Here is a 20,531-nt window from a genome sequence, read left to right as displayed (position 1 = left end):
AAGCAGAGATATTTTTTGAATTTACTTCTTATTATTTATTCTTCTAAATTTTTATCAAATACGCAGGCGATAACTTTTTCGTGACGCTTTTTAAACCTCACTGAGCTACCGGCAGCCGGCGAACCGTAGAATTTTCTGCTACAAACCCTGAAGTTCTTCGCTTCATCAAAATGCAGCAATAAATGGCCATAGGCTCCCATATTTCTGGGTTCTTCCTGTGCCCAAACAATGTCATCGGCATTTTTATATTTCTTAAGGGCTTCCTTCATTTCTGAAACCGGTAGTGGGAATAACTGCTCCAGCCTTACCAGTGCTACATCATCGCGACTATTTTTTTCTTTAAATTCCAAGAGATCATAATAGAATTTACCGGTACAGAAAACAAGAGTTTTTATCTTTTCGACCTTCGCCTCTTCATCATCAAGGAATGGTTGGAAACTACCATTAGCAAACTCTTCTTTTGATGAAACAACTTTTGAATGTCTCAACAAACTTTTAGGAGTAAAGATGATAAGGGGTTTTCTAAATCCCGCCTTCATTTGTCTTCTAAGGATATGGAACATATTGGCCGGGGTAGTAACATCGGCTACATACATATTATCCCTTGCACAAAGCTGAAGAAAACGCTCCATTCTTCCAGAGGAGTGTTCTGCTCCCTGTCCTTCATATCCATGTGGCAGAAACATCACCAATCCGTTCTGCAATTTCCATTTATCTTCGGCGGCAGAAATATATTGATCAATAATGATCTGGGCGCCATTCACAAAATCACCAAATTGGGCCTCCCAAATGGTAAGCGTTCTTGGGCTCGTCATGGCATAACCATAATCAAAACCTAAAACCCCATATTCAGATAAAAGAGAATTATAAATAAATATATCCCCATCTCTATCGGGAATATTATTATGAAGGATAATTTCCTCTTCACTATCTTCAACTTTTAATACGGCGTGACGGTGAGAGAAGGTCCCTCTTTCACTATCCTGGCCACTAAGTCGAATATTATAACCTTCGGTCATTAGGGTGCCATAAGCCAGATGCTCTGCCATAGACCAGTCAAGCTTGTTATCTTCGAAATACATCTGCCTCCTACCCTCTATAATCTTGTTTATCTTTCGAAGGAATTTTTTATCCCCGGGCAATTTCGAAATAGTTTCTGCTACCTCATCCAGCTTCTTAATATCCACAGTGGTATCGATGGCTTCCAACATTCCCTCTTGCCGCACTGATTCAAAGCCTTCCCATTCCTCATACATAAATGGTGTCACCCTGGTAGTTTCTTCTTTTCTGGAGTCTTCCAGATTTTCGTCTAGTTTGGCTCTATATTCTTCCTCGAGTTTCCCTACATAGTCTTCTTCAATAACCCCTTCCTTTTTAAGCTTTTCGGCATAAATATCTCTGGGGTTATTGTGCTTGGCAATTGCTTTATAAAGTTTAGGTTGGGTAAATCTGGGTTCATCCCCTTCATTATGCCCATATTTTCTATATCCCAACAAATCGATAAATACATCGCGACCAAACTTCATCCTAAATTCCAGTGCAAATAGAATAGAGTGAACCACTGCTTCAACATCATCGGCATTTACGTGAAGTACAGGAGAAAGAGTCACTTTCGCTATATCGGTACAATACGTAGAAGAACGACCGTCCAAATAATTAGTGGTAAAGCCAATCTGGTTATTAACTACAATATGAATGGTTCCGCCGGTTTTATAACCGTCTAATTGAGCCATTTGCACTACTTCATATACCACTCCCTGAGCCGAAATAGCAGCATCCCCATGAACCAGGATAGGAAGTACTTTACTGGTATCTCCCTCGTAGCGTCGATCTTGTTTTGCCCGGGTAATCCCCTCTACTACGGGACCTACAGCCTCCAGGTGAGATGGGTTCGGAGCAATATTAATATTAATTCCTTTTCCTTTATCGGTAATTCGGCCTGAAGACCATCCAAGGTGATATTTTACATCCCCGTCAAAAATATCCTGCTCGTAATCCTTTCCGTCAAATTCGCTAAAAATATCTTTTGCACTTTTTCCGAAGATATTGGTTAGCGTATTTAATCTTCCGCGGTGGGCCATTCCCATCACAAACTCCTTAACTCCTATCTCCGCCGCCTTTTCAATTATGGAATCGAGGGCAGGAATCAGGCTCTCCCCCCCTTCCAGAGAAAATCGCTTTTGGCCTACATATTTGGTATGGAGAAAAGATTCAAAGGACACCGCTTCATTTAATTTTTTGAGAATTTGTTTTTTCTCTTCCGAACTAAATGAAGGATGATTTTCGTTTACATTGAGTTTTGCCTGGATCCAGGAAATTTCTTCCGGTTTACGAATATACATATACTCGATCCCTATAGAATCGCAATAAACATTCTCAAGGTGAGTGATTATTTCTTTAAGCGTTTTTGGACCTATGCCCAATACGTCCCCGGCATTAAAAACAGTATCCAGATCTTCTTTTGAAAGATCAAAATTTTCTATATCAAGAGTTGGTGAATATTTACGACGTTCCCTTACAGGATTGGTTTTTGTAAATAAATGACCCCGGGTTCGGTACCCATCTATTAAGCGAATAACCCGAAATTCTTTGATCACGTGATCAGGTATCTCTCCCTCTTCAAAGTTTACCGGAGCGTCCTCAAGGGTATCAGGCGAAATGCCATTTTGCTCCATCCCAAAATCAAATCCTTGAAAAAAAGCCCTCCAACTGGGCTCTACACTGTCCGGGTATTGAAGGTATTGATCGTAAAGTTCGGCGAAATATGCTGTGTGTGCAGCATTTAAAAATGAGAATCTATCCATAAGTGGAAACTAATGTTTCTTTAAAATCTTGAAAACAGGACAAAAATACAATTTTTAAAAAAAGGGCCTGTAGAAAACGATAAATTTATCTTATCTCTTATAAGAAATTTAACATAGAAAACCTGCGTATTATCAGGGTAATTAGAGTATTTAAAAATACTTCACATAATTTTCAGAATTGTGCTGGAGCTTAAGTTAAACCTGTCTTTCCATTAAACTTTCTCCAAATTTTCGCAAAGGAGCTTTTTTATCTTCCTTCAAATCTATCTTATCCAAGACATCAAAAGCCTTTTGGGTGTATTTTTCAATTTCGGTCCGGGTGAGCTTGGCGGCGCCACTTTTTTCAAAAATTGACTTTACTGCCTCAACTTTTCCCAAACTCTCGGCCGGATTAATAGAGTAAAGATGCTCTAGCTGCCTGGCTTCCCGCTTACCAGATAGTTCAATGGCCTTTAAATAAAGGAATGTTTTTTTATTTTCAATGATATCGCCTCCTAATTGTTTTCCAAAGGTTTCAGGATCTCCAAAGGCATCCAGGTAATCATCCTGCAGCTGAAAGGCGATCCCGAGCAGTCTCCCATATTGGTATATAGCATCTTTACATTCTCTTGAAGTCCTGGCAATTATAGCTCCCATCTGTAGAGAGGCAGCAACCAAAACAGCAGTTTTGTATTCTATCATTTTAAGGTAATCCTCAATCCTTACATCTTCCCGGGCCTCAAAATCCATATCGTACTGCTGCCCCTCGCAAACCTCCATCGCGGTCCTTGTAAATAATTGCGCTAATTCTTTGAAGACCTTATCCTCATAATTTTCAAATAACTGATACGCGTTTATCAACATTGCATCTCCTGAAAGAATGCCCGTATTGATGTCCCATTTCTCATGAACGGTTTTCTTACCACGCCTTATCGGGGCATCGTCCATGATATCGTCGTGCACAAGGGAAAAATTGTGGAAAATCTCTATAGCCAGAGCAGCATCAAGGGCTTTGCGGTAATCGGCATCAAAAATTTCAGTAGCCATAAGCACTAAAACAGGTCTTAAACGTTTTCCGCCCAATTGCAAAATATATCGCATAGGCTCGTAAAGATTTCTTGGCTCTTTTACTTCAATTTTCGTGTCTAAATATTCCAAAAATTCTTCCCGGTACTCTGAAATGGACCTCATCGTATCAATTTTTTGGCTAAAATACCATAATAGAATGTAATTCAAATTTAGAGACCAGGTTAAATTATTCAAAAACCAGGGAAACTTTCCTTGTATATAAAGTTTCCAAGTTATATTTTTGCAGCCAATTTTTTTAGACCGAATTTTGTGAGAGATAAAATTTTAAATACAGCTACCGAGATGTTTTTAAACCTCGGTTTTAAAAGTGTCACTATGGATGATATCGCTAATGAAATGGCAATATCCAAAAAAACTATTTATGCCCATTTTGACACCAAAACAAAACTGGTGCAGGCGGTCACCAATCATCTGTTTGAGAATATAGACCAGGGGATCAAGGATATCAGGGCAAAAAAAATGAATCCTATCGAGGAGATTTACGAGATTAAAAGCTTTTCGATGAAATACCTGAAGGACGAAAAGACCTCGCCGCAATATCAGCTTCAGAAGTATTATCCTAAAATTTACAAGAGCATTAGCAGCAGGCAATATGAACTGGTGCAATGCTGTGTTATAGAAAATCTTGAATGTGGTATTACCACGGGGCATTACCGTAGCGACATCCCTATCTCATTTATAAGTCGAATTCATTTTACAGGAATGATGGGGTTAAAAGATAAAGATCTCTTTCCCACAGAAGAGTATAGCAATGCCAAGTTAATGGAATATTTTGTGGAATATCATATCCGGGCAATTTCGACCCCTAAAGGTCTTAAAACACTTCAGGAATTTTTAAACAAACGAAAAAATATAAATCATGCGTAGACTTTTTCTGCTCATCTTCCTGATTTCCTCAGGAATTCAGGCTCAGGAAACCGATGACGGATACAGCTTTTCTCTGGAAAAAGCGATCCGATTCGGACTGGAAAACAATTATAGCTCGGTAAATGCCCAAAGGGATATTGACATTGCTATTAAACAAAAATGGGAAATCATTGCCCAGGGGCTTCCTCAATTAGGCGCAATTACAGATTACCAGAATTATCTGAAACAACCGGTAACTCTTTTACCGGGAGAAATTGCCGGAGAAGAACCGGGGACTTTTGTGCCGGTAGTATTTGGCACCAAGCATAACCTTAATGCCACAGCAACCTGGAACCAGCTTATTTTTGACGGCTCTTATATAGTGGGAATACAATCGGCTAAAACCCTACTCCAGATTTCCAAAAATGCGAAAACCAAAACCAATCACGAGGTTAAAAAAGCCATCATTAATGCCTACGGAAATGTACTTCTGGCAGAGGAAAGTGTTGAAATCCTCGAGAAGAACGTTGCCAATGTTGAAAAGAACTACAATGAGACCAAGGAGATTTACAAAAATGGTCTCGCCGAAGAAGAAGATGTGGAGCAATTGGAGATCACTTTGCTGCGCTTAAAAAACAATCTAAGCAGAAGCCGTAGAATGCAGGATATTTCTTATGATGTCCTCAAATTAAGTTTAGGCCTGCCTGTAGAAACACCTGTGGAACTCACCGAAGATCTTGATGAGCTGGCAATGGAGTATTTTGATATGGGTCTACTTGAAACCCAAATTCCGGTAGAAGAAAATATTGATTACCGCATTGCTGAAAACCGTGCTCAATCTGCCGAGATTCAGGTGAAACTTGAAAAATCTAAAGCGCTCCCAAGTCTAAGCGGTTTTCTTAATTACGGAGTTCAGGGTTTTAGTCAGGAATTCACCTTTTTTAACAGTGACCAGGAATACTTTGGGCAATCAATTTTAGGCATCTCTTTAAACATCCCTATATTCAGTAGCGGGATGCGTGGTGCCCGTACGCAGCAAAAGAAAATAGCCTACGAGCAGGCCATATTGGAACTGGAAGAAACCAGGAATGATGTATTGAGAAAGATAAATTCGGCTAAAATCGAATATGAATATAGCCTTGAAAATTTCCAGACTCAAAAGAAAAACCTGGAACTCTCCGAGCGTATAGAACGCAAAAACCAAATCAAATTTTTTGAAGGTGTAGGCAGTAGCTTTGAGCTAAGCGAGGCACAAAGACAACTTTATACCGCACAGCAGGATTTCCTCCAGTCAATGCTGAATGTGATCACCAATAAAGCCGAGCTGGAAAATCTACTCGACACCACAAATTACCCTGATGAAAACTAAATTAAAAAATAGCAATCAAAATATCCCGATGAAGAAAATAGCACTTCTATTAACGATAAGCTTTATTACTTTTTCCTGCGGAAAAAAAGATGACCAGTCAGTTGAAGAGATAATAAAACGCGGTGACCTATCAGAGATCAAGCAAAAAAAAACTGAATTAGGACAACAACAAAGCGAATTAACCGCCAAAATAGACCAACTGGACAAGGCCATTAATCAGCTTGATAAAAACCGCGGGTTAGACCTGGTTACTACGCAGGTTATTCAGGACACCTTGTTCAAGCATTATGCAGAAGTTCAGGGCGATGTCGCTACCGATGAAAATATCATTATCTATCCCGAATTTTCCGGAGTATTAATCGATATCAGAATAAAGGAAGGTCAGAATGTTAGAAAGGGCCAAACGCTGGCTATTATTGATGACGGCGGACTTTCTAGTGAGCTTGCCCAATTGGAAACGCGGGTCGCTTTAGCAAAAACAAGTTTTGAACGCCAGGAAAGATTATGGGAGCAGAACATAGGCTCAGAAATGCAATACCTGGAAACTAAAACCAATTATGAGGCAATCCAAAGGTCGCTGGAGCAATTAAAATCCCGTCTTGCCAAAACAGTGATTACTGCTCCATTTAGCGGAGTTATAGATGAGGTGATCACCGATGAGGGTCAGGTAGTGAATCCCGGTCAGAGTCCGTTATTCAGACTAATAAGTTTAGAAAATATGTATGTGGATGCTGCGGTACCCGAAAATTACCTCAATATGATAGAAAAGGGCACCCAGGTAAAAATAAAGATTGGTTCTATAAACCGGGAGTATGAAGGTGAAGTGAGACAGGTGGGAAGCTATATTAATCCCAACAATCGCACTTTTGGAGTTCAGGTGGCATTGCCTAACGAAGATGGACTGGTCAAGCCGAACCAGATTGCCACAATAAGACTTAACGATTATACTGCCGAAAACGCAGTGGTAATTCCTGAAAATTCGGTTCAACAAAATGCTTTGGGAGAAAATATTGTTTATATACTGGAAAAAGATTCTGATGACGAAACAGGGATCGCCCGTAAAAAGATCGTGGAGACCGGGTATGTTTACCAGGATAAGATAGAGATTACTGAAGGTATACAACCGGGAGAAATTCTTATTGTAGAAGGTGCCAAGAATCTACGCGAAGGTCAGGAAGTAAAAATAAGAAACGAGGAGTAACATGAAATTAGATAAGGAATTCAAACTTTCTTCCTGGGCCATTGGAAATAAAATGACGGTCTACGTGATTATCGCGATAATTATGGTAGGCGGGCTTATGTCTTATTACAATATGCCCCGAGAATCATTTCCGGAGGTTATTGAAACCAAAATTTATGTGAGTTCGGTAAATCCCGGCAACTCTGCCGAAGATGTTGAGAAATTTATTACAGAACCCCTGGAAGAGGAATTCAATAATATTGCTGGAGTAAAAGAAATCACTTCAAATACACTTCAGGATTATTCGCTGGTAATTGTTGAATTTGAAGAAGATATCCTGGTAGATATTGCCAGGCAAAAAGTTAAGGACAAGGTAGATCTGGTAAAAGCAGAAACCACCTGGCCCACTCTGGATAACGGTGCCAAAGTAGAGCCTAACGTTTTCGATTTGAACCTTACCGAAGAAATGCCCATCCTTAATATTAACCTTACAGGAGATTATACTGTACAGCAATTGAAGGAGTATGCAGAATATCTTCAGGAGCGAATAGAACTCCTCCCACAAATTAAAGAGGCGGGAATTCGTGGAGCAGAAGATATGGAAGTTGAAATCGCTGTTAATGTTTACAAAATGACGGCTTCCAAGGTTAGTTTTGATGATATAGTGAATTCGGTAAATGCAGAAAACCGTACCATTTCAGGGGGAAATATCATAACCAGCGGAGCACAGAAAAATATCAGGATAATCGGGGAAATTGAAGATCCAGATGAATTAAATGATGTTGTGGTTAAACGTGATGGTGGCCTTGTATTTCTAAAAGACATCGCTGAAATTAAATTCAAAGAAAAAGACGCTACTACATTCGCAAGGGAATATGGGCAACCTGTAGTGATGCTGGATATTAAAAAACGCGCCGGGAAAAATATGATCGAGGCGGTAGAAAGCATCAAAGAGATCGTTAAAACCGAGCAGGAAAATTATCTCCCGGAAAGTTTACACATAAGCCTCAGTAACGACCAGTCTACCCAAACCATTAATCAGGTTGATGATCTGGTTAACAATATTATTTTTGGAGTTATCCTTGTGGTCCTGGTACTTATGTTTTTTCTCGGTTTCAGGAACTCCCTATTTGTAGGAATTGCCATCCCGCTTTCTATGTTTCTTTCCTATATCATTCTTTCCAGTATGGGGTATACGCTAAATACCATGGTACTTTTTGCCCTGGTAATGGGACTGGGTATGCTGGTTGATAACGGAATTGTAGTTGTGGAGAATGTATACTCCCTGATGGACCAGGGAATGTCGAGAACCAAGGCCGCAAAACAAGGTTTAGGAGAGATCGCATGGCCTATTATCGCTTCAACGGCCACTACCTTGGCGGCATTTTTCCCTTTGGGATTATGGCCAGGTCTTGTCGGGAAATTTATGATGATATTCCCAATCACCCTTTCCATAGTATTGGGGTCATCACTATTTGTTGCATTGATAATCAATTCGATGCTTACCTCCCAGTTTATGAAAACTGAGGAAGAATCATTTTCCAAAAAACGTCTGATACGACTTAGCCTAATTCTGGGGGCTACAGGAATAATCCTACTGACTCTTGGTTTCGTATTAGCGACAGGAGCCCTAAGAGCTTTCGGAAACATTCTTATCCTGATAGTAATCCTGCTTTGGGCTTATAAATATTTTATTTCTAAGGCAGTAGACTTCTTTCAGGTAAGAGCCCTCAAAAAGATGGAAAGTTTCTACGAGAGAACCCTTGTCTATGCGCTGCGCGGAAAAAAAGCTTATTTATTTTTCTTCGGAACACTGTTTCTACTGTTTGTATCCTTCGTTTTGATCGCGTTGGTACAACCCAAGGTATTGTTCTTCCCCGAAAATGAACCTAAACAGATCATTACATATATAGAATATCCCGAAGGCACCGATATTCATAAAACTAACGAACTCACTAAAAAAATAGAGAGCCAGGTTTTTGAAGTTATTAAAAAGTACGAAGATGAAGACGGGTATAATTTTATGGTCGAATCAGCTATCTCGCAGGTTGGTGAAGGCTCCGGAAATCCTATGACTGATGGCGGGCAGCAAAATGAGATGCCACATAAAGCCAAGATCACCCTCTCTATGCGGGAGTTTAATGAAAGACGCGGCGTGAGAAGTAGCAAGGTCTTAAGCGAGGTGCGTGATGCTGTACAGGGCTTTCCGGGAGCATCGGTTATTGTAGAAAAAGACCAGGCAGGTCCTCCTTCCGGTTATCCAATCAACATGGAATTAAAGGGAGAGGATTATGAGCAAATGCTTGCTGAAGCAGAAAATATGCGGGCCTATATCCAGGGGCTAAGCATCCCCGGAATAGAGAATCTTAAGATTGATGTCAATAAATCAAAATCTGAACTGGACGTAAAAGTAGATCGCAGAAAAGCCGGCCAGCTTGGAGTTTCTACTTCAGCAGTTGGACAAACCCTTAGGAGAGCTATTTATGGCGAAGAGGTTTCTACCTACAAAGAAGGTGATGACGACTATGAAGTAAATGTGCGCTTCAATGAGGAATTCCGTTATGATGAAAATGCCTTGTTCAACCAACCTGTAACCTTTATGGATCAAAATACCGGGGAAATTGTACAGGTACCTATCTCCTCGCTGGTTACCACCAATAAGGCTTCCTCTTTTAGCTCAATTAAGAGAAAAGATCTAAAGCGCGTAATTACATTATACTCCAATGTTCTTGAAGGTTACAACGGAAACGAGATTGTAGAACGCCTGAAAACCGAGTTGAAGAATTACGACCTTCCCAAGGAAATTTCTCTCGAGTTCACCGGGGAACAGGAAGAACAGGAAGAAAATATGAGCTTCCTGCTTAAGGCGTTGCTTATTGCCATTGGCGGAATCCTTTTGATCCTGGTAGCACAGTTCAACTCGATATCAAAGCCAATAATCATCGTAATGGCGGTGATGCTTAGTTTAGTAGGAGTATTTTTTGGTTTGATTATTTTCCAGATGGACTTCATTATTATTATGACGATGATGGGAATTATCTCACTGGCAGGGATTGTGGTTAATAACGCCATCGTGCTTGTAGACTACACCCAGATCCTCATAGACCGGAAGAAAAATGAGTTGGGGTTAGAAGACGACCAGTTATTAACCCGCGAGCAGTATTTCAATTGTATTGTAAAAGGGGGAATTTCCAGATTAAGACCGGTGATTTTAACGGCTATCACCACGGTACTGGGACTTATTCCTTTGGCTATAGGATTGAACATCGATTTCTTTAGCCTTTTCATAGATTACGATCCCAAAATATATATTGGAGGAGATAATGTGATCTTCTGGGGTCCATTGGCCTGGACAGTTATTTTCGGACTTGTCTTCGCGACCTTCTTAACCCTGGTCATTGTACCGGTAATGTTTTACCTGGTAAGCCGGGCGAAGGTTAAAACAGCCGATAAAATTGAAGCACGAAAACAAAGAAAGCTGGAAGCGAAAGCATAAAAAACAAAAAACCCCGAAGCTTCAACTTCGGGGTTTTCTATTTAAAAATTAAATTTATTTTCTGTCCAGCTTGTAATCGCTTTCCCGGCTGATTACACCTGCAATTTTATTTTCGTCATAATGTACTTCGGTTAACTGGCTGTTATGCCAAAAAAACCATTTACCAGTCTTGTCACCAAAGGAATATTGGGCGATTGCTTCCTTTTCACCTCTCTGGTTGTAAGAAATCCACTCGCCGTGGAGTTTCCCGTTCTTGTACGTACCTTCCTGCTTAATACTTCCGTCTTCATAATAAAATGTACCTTTAATAAGATCTCCGTCTTTTTCAAAACGCGGCTCAGGCTTATCCTGTGCGTATATGGTTGCTCCGGCAATAAAAACCGCAGCAATTACTATATTTCTGATCTTTTTCATTTGTATCTATAATCTTAACTTAACAAATATAACTAAAAGTTTACTTTTAAACAATATTCACGTAACATTAAATTAACATTGGATCCCTGACACCTTAATTATCAATAGCCTATAAAATCCTAATTTGCATTCAAAATTCACCGGAAAAGTGGGATTTTCAAATAAAAATTAGCTGTTAAGCCACCAGAACTTCTTACTTTTGCTGGCACTAAAACTTAAGGGAAATCATGTACAGAAGTCACACCTGTGGAGAATTAAATACTGCTAATATTGGCCAGAAAGTCCAACTTTCGGGATGGGTTCAGAAAATAAGAGATAAAGGTTTCATGGTATGGGTAGACCTACGGGATCGCTACGGAATTACTCAGTTAATTTTTGACGAAAACCGATCTTCAAGAGATTTAATGGAAAAAGCCCAGAAACTCGGCCGTGAATTCGTTATCCAGATTTCCGGAGAAGTGATTGAACGGGAATCTAAAAACCCTAATATCCCAACGGGTGAGGTTGAAGTCCTGGTTTCAGAATTAAATATTCTCAACACTTCCAAAACTCCTCCTTTTACCATTGAAGAAGAAACCGATGGTGGGGAAGATTTACGAATGAAATACCGATACCTCGATATACGCAGAAATCCGGTTAAGAACAAATTAATGTTCCGCCATAAAGTAGGTATGGAGGTGCGAAACTACCTTTCCCAAAAAGGGTTTATCGAAGTTGAGACCCCTTACCTAATCAAATCCACACCTGAAGGCGCCCGTGATTTTGTGGTGCCAAGCCGAATGAACGAGGGCCAGTTTTACGCGCTTCCGCAATCGCCGCAAACCTTCAAGCAATTGCTTATGGTAGGCGGGTTGGATAAATATTTCCAGATTGTAAAATGTTTTCGCGATGAAGATCTTCGTGCCGATCGGCAGCCGGAATTCACCCAGATAGATTGCGAAATGGCTTTCGTAGAACAAGAAGATATCCTGAACATTTTTGAAGGCCTTACCCGTTTTCTGCTGAAGGAAGTAAATAATGTTGAGGTTCAGGAATTCCCCAGGATGACCTATGCTGAAGCGATGAAGAAATACGGAAACGACAAACCGGATATACGCTTCGGGATGGAATTTGCCGAATTAAACGACCTGGCTAAAAATAAAGGTTTTAATGTTTTTGATCAGCAGGAATTAGTTGTGGGAATTGTGGTTCCAGGTGGAGCCTCGTTTACCCGAAAAGAGATCGATAAGCTTGTTTCCTGGGTCAAGCGTCCACAAATTGGTGCTACCGGACTTGTATGGGCGAAATATAATGATGACGGAAGTTTAAAATCTTCTGTAGATAAATTTTATTCTGAAGAAGATCTTATCTCCTGGGCTGAAGCTACACAAGCTAACAAAGGAGATCTGATCCTTGTAATGGCAGGAGACGCCAACAAGACCAGAACTCAGTTAAGCGCTTTAAGAATGCATCTTGGCAACGAACTTGGCCTCAGAAAAGCAGATGAATTTGCACCGCTATGGGTTGTAGATTTCCCACTTCTGGAATGGGACGAGGAAACCAACCGATACCATGCCATGCACCACCCTTTTACTTCACCTAAGAAAGAAGATTTTGCTTTATTGGAAACAGAACCCGGTAAGGTTCGTGCGAATGCTTATGATCTTGTTCTCAACGGAAACGAAATTGGCGGTGGTTCCATAAGAATTCACGATAAAGAAACCCAGGCCAAGATGTTCGATTATCTTGGTTTTACTCCTGAAGAAGCTGAAGCACAATTTGGTTTCCTTATGGATGCCTTCCAGTATGGTGCTCCTCCACACGGGGGCATAGCCTTCGGCTTTGACCGACTTGTAGCTATTCTGGGCGGTCAGGAAAGTATTCGCGATTTTATCGCTTTCCCGAAAAACAATGCCGGAAGAGATGTTATGATTGATGCTCCTGCAAGCCTTGATAAAGCACAACTCGAAGAACTCCATCTTCAGGTAAAATTATAATTGATAAAAAATCCCGATTCCATATCGGGATTTTTTTACCTTCACTTAAAAATTTTTTGAGTGGTCACTAAAGCTACAAAACTATTAATCCGTTTTTCGAAATGGAGTAACCGGCATTTAAGTCATCAACAATTCTTGATGATTTTAAGTGCTGTTATTGGCTTTACTGCCGGTTTGGGGGCGGTAGTTATTAAGAACCTAACCCACTTTATACAGCGCTTGCTGGAAGGAAGCCTAATTATAAATTACCACCACGCTTTTTATTTTATTTTTCCGCTTATTGGTTTAAGCCTTACTTTGTTTGTTATTAAAGTGATTTTCAAAAAAAAGATAGGTCACGGTATCCCTTCTACGCTTTATGCCATCTCACGACGAAAAGGAATTATGCGTTCTTTCCAGATGTATGCTTCAATAATTACAGCGCCGTTAACTGTTGGCTTTGGAGGATCTGTAGGATTGGAAGGCCCTACAGTAGCAACAGGAGCTTCTTTGGGCTCGAATATTTCGCGTTTTTTTAAGATGAACCAAAGCTCACGCACTTTATTAATAGGTTGTGCGGCTGCCGGGGCTATGTCTTCTATCTTTAAAGCGCCTATTGCTGCGATTATTTTTGCAATTGAAGTTTTTAGTTTGGACCTCACTTTAATTTCTATGGTTCCCTTGCTTATTGCCTCGGTTTCAGCAATTCTCACTTCTTATTTTTTCTTTGGCTCTGATATCATTTTACCTTTTGACCTTGAGGACAGTTTTAATATTTCTGAAGTTCCTTTTTATATTATCCTCGGAATACTTGCAGCTGGCTGTTCTATGTATTTTACCCATATTTATTTCAAAATTGGAGATGCTTTTAAAAAAATAGATTCCCTTTTTTACCGGCTCTTACTTGGCGGACTTGGGCTTGGGATTCTTATTTACTTTATCCCACCACTATATGGTGAAGGTTATGATGTTATAAATAATCTCCTGGCCGAAAATTATCTTGATGCATTAGGGACTAACCTGTTTAATGATTATCTAGATAACATCTGGGTTGTAATCTTTCTTCTTGCAGGCCTCGTAATTTTTAAAATTATCGCTACTTCACTCACTTTTGGAGCTGGAGGTGTTGGTGGGATTTTTGCCCCGGTATTATTTATGGGAAGCGCTATGGGGCATTGTTTCGCCCTCATTGTAAATAATCTTGGAATACTAAAAACCCCTATTTCGGTAAGTAGTTTCACGATGGTAGGAATGGCAGGACTCATGGCTGGAGTTTTGCACGCCCCACTCACCGCAATTTTTCTTATTGCAGAGCTTACCGGTGGCTACGAACTTTTTGTGCCTTTAATGATCACTGCTGCCATTTCTTATATGATTACTAATCAGTTTCAACCGCATTCTGTTTACACCATGGAACTCGCGAAACGTGGCGATTTGTTAACTCACAATAAAGATCAAGCGGTCCTTACCCTTTTGAATATTCAACAGATTATAGAAAAAAACTTTGTAACCCTGAATATAGATATGAACCTTGGCGATGTTATTCACGAGGGCGTCATAAAGTCCTCCCGAAATCTTTTTCCCGTTATTGACGAAAATCGTAACTTTTTAGGAATCATTCTTTTAGATGATATAAGACCGATAATGTTCGACCAGAAAATGTATGACGAAGTAAAGGTGAGCGATATTATGCAAAGAGCACCTGAAATTATTGATCTTAGAAAGGATAGGTCAAAAGATATCATGACTAAATTTCAGGAAACGAATGCCTGGAACCTACCGGTGGTAGAAGATGGTAAATATGTTGGTTTTATTTCCAAATCCAAATTACTCACCGCCTACCGTCAAAAATTAATTGAAGTAACTGTTTAGCTATGAAAACTGTAATGAAAATATTAGGGATCGCGATCCTCATCGCGATTGGAATTGGATTTTATATTAGAACTTTTGATGACCAGGCAATGGGCGATGTCATTATTGGGGTGGCTGTTCTTGCCAGTGCATTCGTCTTAATGCCAATTTTTCTCTATATAAGATGGAATGGTAAAAAGCTAAAAGACTACACCCTCACCAAAGAAAACATGGATCGCATGCGGGACAAAGGCCTGGATTAACAAGCTGATTTTAAAGCGCTTCAAAATAATTTCTAAAAATTTATGGGCTTGTCTATATTATTATATTAAGTTTGTACTTTATTAATTATTTATTTTTTTACAATGGAAGGTACAGTTAAATTTTTCAATGAATCTAAAGGTTACGGATTCATAACCAACGACGAAACAGGAAGAGACATCTTCGTACACGTTACCGCTCTTGATGGGGAAACTCTAAATGAAGGTGACAAAGTTGAGTACGTTGAAGTAGAAGGAAAAAAAGGAGTAAACGCTAGCGATGTGCGCGTTATTGAATAGATAGATTATCCTATTTTCGAAACTACAAAAGCCGCTGATTTTCAGCGGCTTTTTTATTGTATTAACTTCCCAAATCCCCTTCTCTAATTAATTTCAAAGGTTTCTGCCACTCCGTCAAGCATTTTTTTAGTTAGGGCAGCAAGATCATATTGATGCTTCCAATTCCAATCTTTTCTTGCTTCAGAATCATCAATATCAGAAGGCCAGGAATCAGCTATTTTTTGCCTGAAATCCGGGGCGTAATTTATACTGAATTCAGGAATATGTTTTCTGATCTCTTCGGCGAGTTCCTTCGGGGTAAAGCTTATCGCGCTTAGGTTGTACGAGGATCTTATCTTCACTTTTTCTGAAGGAGCTTCCATAAGATCTATAGTTGCCTTAATAGCATCATCCATATACATCATTGGTAATCCGGTAGTTTCACTTAGATATGAGGTATAGGCTTTATTTTTAAGTGCTTCATGAAAAATCTCGATCGCGTAGTCTGTAGTCCCTCCCCCCGGAAGGGTTTTGTAACTTATAATTCCGGGATAACGCATACTTCTAACATCCACGCCATATTTATCATGAAAATACTGGCACCATCTCTCCCCGGTTTGTTTACTAATTCCATAAACGGTAGAAGGCTCCATTACAGCGGTTTGCGGGGTGTTTTCCTTAGGTGTAGTGGGTCCAAAAACTGCTATGCTGGATGGCCAGAACACTTTCTTTATCTTCCCTTCTTTTGCAAGATTTAAAATATGGAAAAGAGAATCCATATTCAGACTCCAGGCCTTCATAGGATGTTTTTCTGCTGTAGCGCTCAGCATTGCAGCCATAAGATAAACATCCTCTATTTTATATTTTTCAATAATGCTTTCTACATCAGAAAAATTAGTAGCATCAAGGATTTCAAACGGTCCCGATTGCATCAATTCTTCATTTCCTTCCCGAATATCACTGGCGATAACCAGGTCATTTCCGTGAATTTCCCGAAGTTTTAAGGACAACTCGGTTCCTATCTGCCCGCTGGCACCTATGACTAAAATATTTTTGGTCATGTAATTCAATTTTTAGCAAATATATTTAATATTATAAAGGTATTCGCAACAAAACCTCCGAAACCTCTCCTCAACTTAAAAATATGTTAATCCGAAAAAAAATTCCATGCTAAAGAGCTAATTTTCATTTAACTTTGTTTGAATATGAGAATCCTATTACCACTTTTTTGCTTACTAATCCTGGTCGGATGTAAGTCTGATGTTAATGCCGAAGCCAACGAGCAAACCGAGCTGGATAGTACCTTGCTGGCTAAAAATATCAATCTGCCGGATACTGAAGTGGAATTGCTTCCTGAAGCCCGGAAACACGCAGTGCAATGGGTAAATTATATCACGGCCCAAAACGAGATAAACAATTTAAAATCGGCCAACCTTAGCCAGATAATAGGGAATGCAAAACCTATCTCCCAAATAATGCAATCTTTAAAATCTACAGTTCCAGACACGCTGCAATCAAAAGCGGTAGATGCCAGGTTAAATGTTTTGGCCACCAAGGCACAAGTACTTGAACAACTTGCCGCTCGCCGGAATAAAAATCTTGAACAAATCTCAGAAACCGCCCAGGACATCCCGGTTGAATTTAATAATTTCAAACTTCAGCTTAATGAATTATTCCTGAAAAGCCTGGAGGATTTTGAACGTGAACTGGACGAACTCGATCAAGAGCAGGACAGTATTTCCAGGGCAACAAGACGCATTAAAGATTCGGTTTAAAAAAACCGGTCTTTAGCTTTTTTCTGAATATCGTTTCTTGAATTTTATTTTTCACTTATGAAAAAACTTGGCTTTACCTTACTTTTCTTCTCACTTGCTATTCAACTATTTTCCCAGGAAACTTCCGAAGAAAAAATCAACAATCTCGTCGATCAATGGCATAAAGCGGCTGCCGAAGCCGATTTCGATCAATATTTCGGCTTAATGACCGCAGATGGTGTCTTTATAGGAACCGATGCCACTGAAAACTGGCAAAACGATGATTTCCGTGAATTTTCAAAACCTTATTTTGACCGCGGAAAAGCCTGGAGTTTTACCAGCCTGGAACGCAACATTTATTTTAACGAAAATAAGTCTATCGCCTGGTTTGATGAGCTTCTGGATACCCACATGGGAATTTGCCGGGGCTCAGGAGTGCTGCAAAAAACAGAAACCGGATGGAAAATTGCTCATTATGTGCTCTCTATCGCCATCCCGAATGAAAATGTAGAAGAGGTTACTCAATTAAAAAAATCTTTCGATAAAAAACTGATCTCTGAAATCAGAAATAATTAGATTTTTTCCTCAGATTCCAGATGAGATAAAAGCTTTCAATAGAAATCAGGCTTAATCACTTTCTATAAACCGCCATTCTACACTTTTAGAATTTTTCATTAAATGCGCTTCTTTTTAGTACTTTAGCATCTTCTAAAAACAATTATTTAACAAATGAAGAAAATAACAAATGTGCTGTTTTATTCATTTTTAGGAGCTGCTGTAGTAAGCGGTTGTAAAAATGATAATGAAGGCAGCGTTGAAAAAGAAGAAATCCACGGGATTAACCTGGCTTATATGGACACTACGGTAAGCCCAAAAGACGATTTCTTTAGATTCGTGAACGGAAAATGGGTGGATTCTACCAAAATTCCGGAAGATCAGACTACCTGGGGTAGTTTTATGGAACTAAGACAAACCACCGATGTTGATGCCCTTGCTTTACTGGAAGGCGCTTCTTCCAACGATAAGCTTGATCCTAATAGCGATCAAGCCAAAGCGGTTTACCTTTACAAAACTATTATGGATACGGCGAGCCGGAATGAGCAAGGCGTAGAGCCAGTAAAACCATACCTGGAAAAAGTTGATGCTATTCAGAACAAAGAAGACCTTCAGGCTTTTCTTACTGATATGCAACAATACGGTGGAGCAGGATTCTTTTCTTTCGGGGTAAGAGCTGATGCAAAGAATTCTAACCAAAATGCTGCTTATCTCTATCCTTCCGGATTAGGCCTTCCTGACAGAGATTACTACGTAGCCGATGATGCCGATTCCAAAGAGAAACGTGAAAAATACAAGGAGCATATCACTAAAATACTTCAGTATATAGATTACTCTGAAGAAGAAGCCTCTGAAGCGGCTGAAACCATCCTCGAATTCGAGACCAGTCTTGCAGAACCTCAGCTTGATAAAGTAGAGCGTAGAGATGCGCGTAATACTTATAACCCAATGACTGTTGCTGAGCTTCAAACTTCAGTTCCGGCTTTAAATTGGGAAAAGTATTTCAACGAAATAGGTGCAGAAGAAATAGACACTATTATCGTAGCTCAGCCTAAATATATGAAGGCTTTACAGGGTGTCTTTACCCGGAATAATGTTGAAGACTGGAAAACCTATTTGAAATGGAGCATTTTTAACGATGCTGCAAATGCGCTTTCTACCGAAATTGAAACCGCTAACTGGGAATTCTATAACAAAACCCTGCAGGGAGCACAGGAACAACGTCCACGTGATGAGCGTGCCTTGCAAACCATTAACTGGACCATAGGGGAAGCGCTTGGTAAACTTTATGTAGAGGAACATTTCCCTGCGGAAGCAAAAGAGCAAGCTGAAGAGATGATCGCAAATATCATTAAAGCCTACGAAACAAGGATCAACAACCTTAGTTGGATGAGTGAGGATACCAAGAAAAAAGCGATCGAAAAACTGGGAACTACAACTATTAAAGTCGGATATCCGGATGAATGGAAAGACTACAGCGATCTAGAGATCGCCGGAGTAGAAAAAGACGGTTCTTATTTCCAAAACATGATGAATGTGAGTAAATGGAGAACTGCCGAAAATATGGCCAAACTAGGCGAACCAGTAGATAAAACCGAATGGTTTATGTCTCCGCAAACGGTTAACGCTTATTATAACCCTAGTTATAATGAGATCGTATTCCCGGCTGCTATTCTCCAGCCACCATTCTACGATTACAAAGCCGATGCTGCCATTAATTATGGTGGAATTGGAGCCGTAATTGGTCATGAGATCTCCCACGGATTTGACGATAGCGGATCTCGTTTTGATGCTGAAGGAAACCTGAATAACTGGTGGACCGATGGAGACCTGGAAGCCTTTGAAGAACTTGGAGGTGATCTGGCCGACCAATACAGCAATATTGAAGTTCTCGACAGTGTTTTCATCAATGGGCAGTTTACTCTTGGCGAAAATATTGGAGACCTTGGTGGAGTTAATGCCGCCTACGATGGCTTACAGATCCATCTTGAAGAAAACGGTCACCCCGGCGAAATTGACGGATATACCCCTGAACAACGTTTCTTTATGTCCTGGGCAACCGTTTGGAGAACCAAAATGCGTGATGAAGCCTTGCAAAACAAGATCAAGACCGATCCACATTCTCCCGGAATGTACCGTGCGTATGTGCCGCTTCAAAATATAAATGCTTTCTATGAGGCTTTTGAAATTGGGGAAGAAGATAAAATGTATGTCGCTCCAGAAGATCGCGTGATCATCTGGTAGTTATTTGAAAAATAATTTATTAAAAAGGCCTGCTGAAAGTAAATTTCAGTAGGCCTTTTTTATTGAAAATGGTAAAAAGCATTTTCCAGATGTTCCAGTTTCACACCCTTCTTATTGATTACAATCGCAATTATATCAAAACGGGCTTCTACTTCAGAGAGGTTTCTGTCATTGATATAGAAGTCGGCGACCTTTAGGAGTTGTCTTCTTTGTTTAGGCTTTACAAATTCCTGAGGTAGGCCAAAATCGGGGGTGCTGCGGGTTTTCACCTCAACTATCACGAGGGTATCACCTGTTCTGGCAATTATGTCTACCTCTGCTTTCTGAAACGTGTAGTTCTCGGCCAGAATCTCATACCCCTCTTTCCTAAGATGCGCCACAGCTAATTGTTCCCCCTCTATTCCTAATGAATTATATTTGGCCATTTAGTTTTTAAGCAAATTAAAATTTCCTGAC

The 20,531-nt window shown here is 39.9% G+C and carries 16 protein-coding genes; 11 read left to right on the top strand and 5 right to left on the bottom strand.

Annotated elements, in window-relative coordinates; all coding sequences use genetic code 11:
• Positions 1-35: 35 nt before the first annotated feature.
• Together BM266_RS07300 and BM266_RS07295 are read right to left on the bottom strand one after the other, a co-directional pair.
• On the bottom strand, positions 36-2,804 hold the full coding sequence (locus BM266_RS07300) for a 2-oxoglutarate dehydrogenase E1 component (RefSeq protein ID WP_093407755.1): 2,769 nt from the start codon (positions 2,802-2,804) through the stop codon (positions 36-38).
• 195 nt (positions 2,805-2,999) lie between these two features.
• The gene (locus BM266_RS07295; protein ID WP_093407753.1) at positions 3,000-3,974 is read right to left on the bottom strand and encodes a polyprenyl synthetase family protein; all 975 of its coding nucleotides are present in this window, start codon (positions 3,972-3,974) and stop codon (positions 3,000-3,002) included.
• A 147-nt stretch (positions 3,975-4,121) separates the two neighbouring features.
• Between BM266_RS07295 and BM266_RS07290 the strand changes: the two genes are divergently transcribed.
• Genes BM266_RS07290 through BM266_RS07275 form a run of 4 tightly spaced genes read left to right on the top strand, consistent with a single transcriptional unit; the run spans position 4,122 to position 10,763 of the window.
• Positions 4,122-4,739 (top strand): TetR/AcrR family transcriptional regulator, encoded by a 618-nt coding sequence (locus BM266_RS07290; protein WP_093407952.1) that lies wholly within the window; start codon positions 4,122-4,124, stop codon positions 4,737-4,739.
• A complete protein-coding gene (locus BM266_RS07285) occupies positions 4,732-6,087 on the top strand; it encodes a TolC family protein (protein WP_093407750.1) in 1,356 nt (451 codons plus the stop codon). Before BM266_RS07290 ends, BM266_RS07285 begins: the two co-directional genes overlap by 8 nt.
• Entirely contained in the window at positions 6,077-7,288 is a 1,212-nt protein-coding gene (locus BM266_RS07280) for an efflux RND transporter periplasmic adaptor subunit (protein ID WP_245760402.1), read from the top strand. Before BM266_RS07285 ends, BM266_RS07280 begins: the two co-directional genes overlap by 11 nt.
• 1 nt (position 7,289) lies before the next feature.
• Positions 7,290-10,763 (top strand): efflux RND transporter permease subunit, encoded by a 3,474-nt coding sequence (locus BM266_RS07275; protein ID WP_093407747.1) that lies wholly within the window; start codon positions 7,290-7,292, stop codon positions 10,761-10,763.
• 54 nt (positions 10,764-10,817) lie between these two features.
• Here BM266_RS07275 and BM266_RS07270 read toward each other — a convergent pair whose 3' ends face one another.
• A complete protein-coding gene (locus BM266_RS07270; protein WP_093407746.1) occupies positions 10,818-11,177 on the bottom strand; it encodes a toxin-antitoxin system YwqK family antitoxin in 360 nt (119 codons plus the stop codon).
• Between the two features lie 227 nt (positions 11,178-11,404).
• On the opposite strand from BM266_RS07270, the gene aspS reads away from it, so the two are divergent.
• From aspS to BM266_RS07250, 4 genes are all read left to right on the top strand, one after another.
• Positions 11,405-13,153, top strand: a complete 1,749-nt coding sequence (aspS, locus tag BM266_RS07265) for an aspartate--tRNA ligase (protein ID WP_093407743.1) — start codon at positions 11,405-11,407, stop codon at positions 13,151-13,153.
• 138 nt (positions 13,154-13,291) lie between these two features.
• A complete protein-coding gene (locus tag BM266_RS07260; RefSeq protein ID WP_093407741.1) occupies positions 13,292-15,004 on the top strand; it encodes a chloride channel protein in 1,713 nt (570 codons plus the stop codon).
• Positions 15,005-15,006: 2 nt separating this feature from the next.
• Positions 15,007-15,246 carry a hypothetical protein gene (locus BM266_RS07255; RefSeq protein ID WP_093407738.1) on the top strand — a complete coding sequence of 80 codons (240 nt, stop codon included), beginning with the start codon at positions 15,007-15,009 and terminating at the stop codon, positions 15,244-15,246.
• Between the two features lie 102 nt (positions 15,247-15,348).
• Positions 15,349-15,543 carry a cold-shock protein gene (locus BM266_RS07250; RefSeq protein ID WP_093407735.1) on the top strand — a complete coding sequence of 65 codons (195 nt, stop codon included), beginning with the start codon at positions 15,349-15,351 and terminating at the stop codon, positions 15,541-15,543.
• An 83-nt stretch (positions 15,544-15,626) separates the two neighbouring features.
• On the opposite strand, the gene BM266_RS07245 is transcribed toward BM266_RS07250, so the two are convergent.
• On the bottom strand, positions 15,627-16,583 hold the full coding sequence (locus BM266_RS07245; protein WP_093407733.1) for an NAD-dependent epimerase/dehydratase family protein: 957 nt from the start codon (positions 16,581-16,583) through the stop codon (positions 15,627-15,629).
• A 144-nt stretch (positions 16,584-16,727) separates the two neighbouring features.
• Between BM266_RS07245 and BM266_RS07240 the strand changes: the two genes are divergently transcribed.
• From BM266_RS07240 to BM266_RS07230, 3 genes are all read left to right on the top strand, one after another.
• A complete protein-coding gene (locus tag BM266_RS07240; RefSeq protein WP_093407730.1) occupies positions 16,728-17,297 on the top strand; it encodes a hypothetical protein in 570 nt (189 codons plus the stop codon).
• A 57-nt stretch (positions 17,298-17,354) separates the two neighbouring features.
• Positions 17,355-17,852 carry a nuclear transport factor 2 family protein gene (locus tag BM266_RS07235; protein ID WP_093407728.1) on the top strand — a complete coding sequence of 166 codons (498 nt, stop codon included), beginning with the start codon at positions 17,355-17,357 and terminating at the stop codon, positions 17,850-17,852.
• A gap of 153 nt (positions 17,853-18,005) precedes the next feature.
• A complete protein-coding gene (locus tag BM266_RS07230; protein WP_093407725.1) occupies positions 18,006-20,075 on the top strand; it encodes a M13 family metallopeptidase in 2,070 nt (689 codons plus the stop codon).
• 59 nt (positions 20,076-20,134) lie between these two features.
• Here BM266_RS07230 and BM266_RS07225 read toward each other — a convergent pair whose 3' ends face one another.
• Positions 20,135-20,500, bottom strand: a complete 366-nt coding sequence (locus BM266_RS07225; protein WP_093407722.1) for a YraN family protein — start codon at positions 20,498-20,500, stop codon at positions 20,135-20,137.
• Positions 20,501-20,531 lie beyond the last annotated feature (31 nt).

This window comes from Salegentibacter flavus, assembly GCF_900115145.1.
In the GTDB taxonomy this organism is placed as follows: domain Bacteria; phylum Bacteroidota; class Bacteroidia; order Flavobacteriales; family Flavobacteriaceae; genus Salegentibacter; species Salegentibacter flavus.
This window is presented reverse-complemented; position numbering and strand designations above follow the sequence as displayed.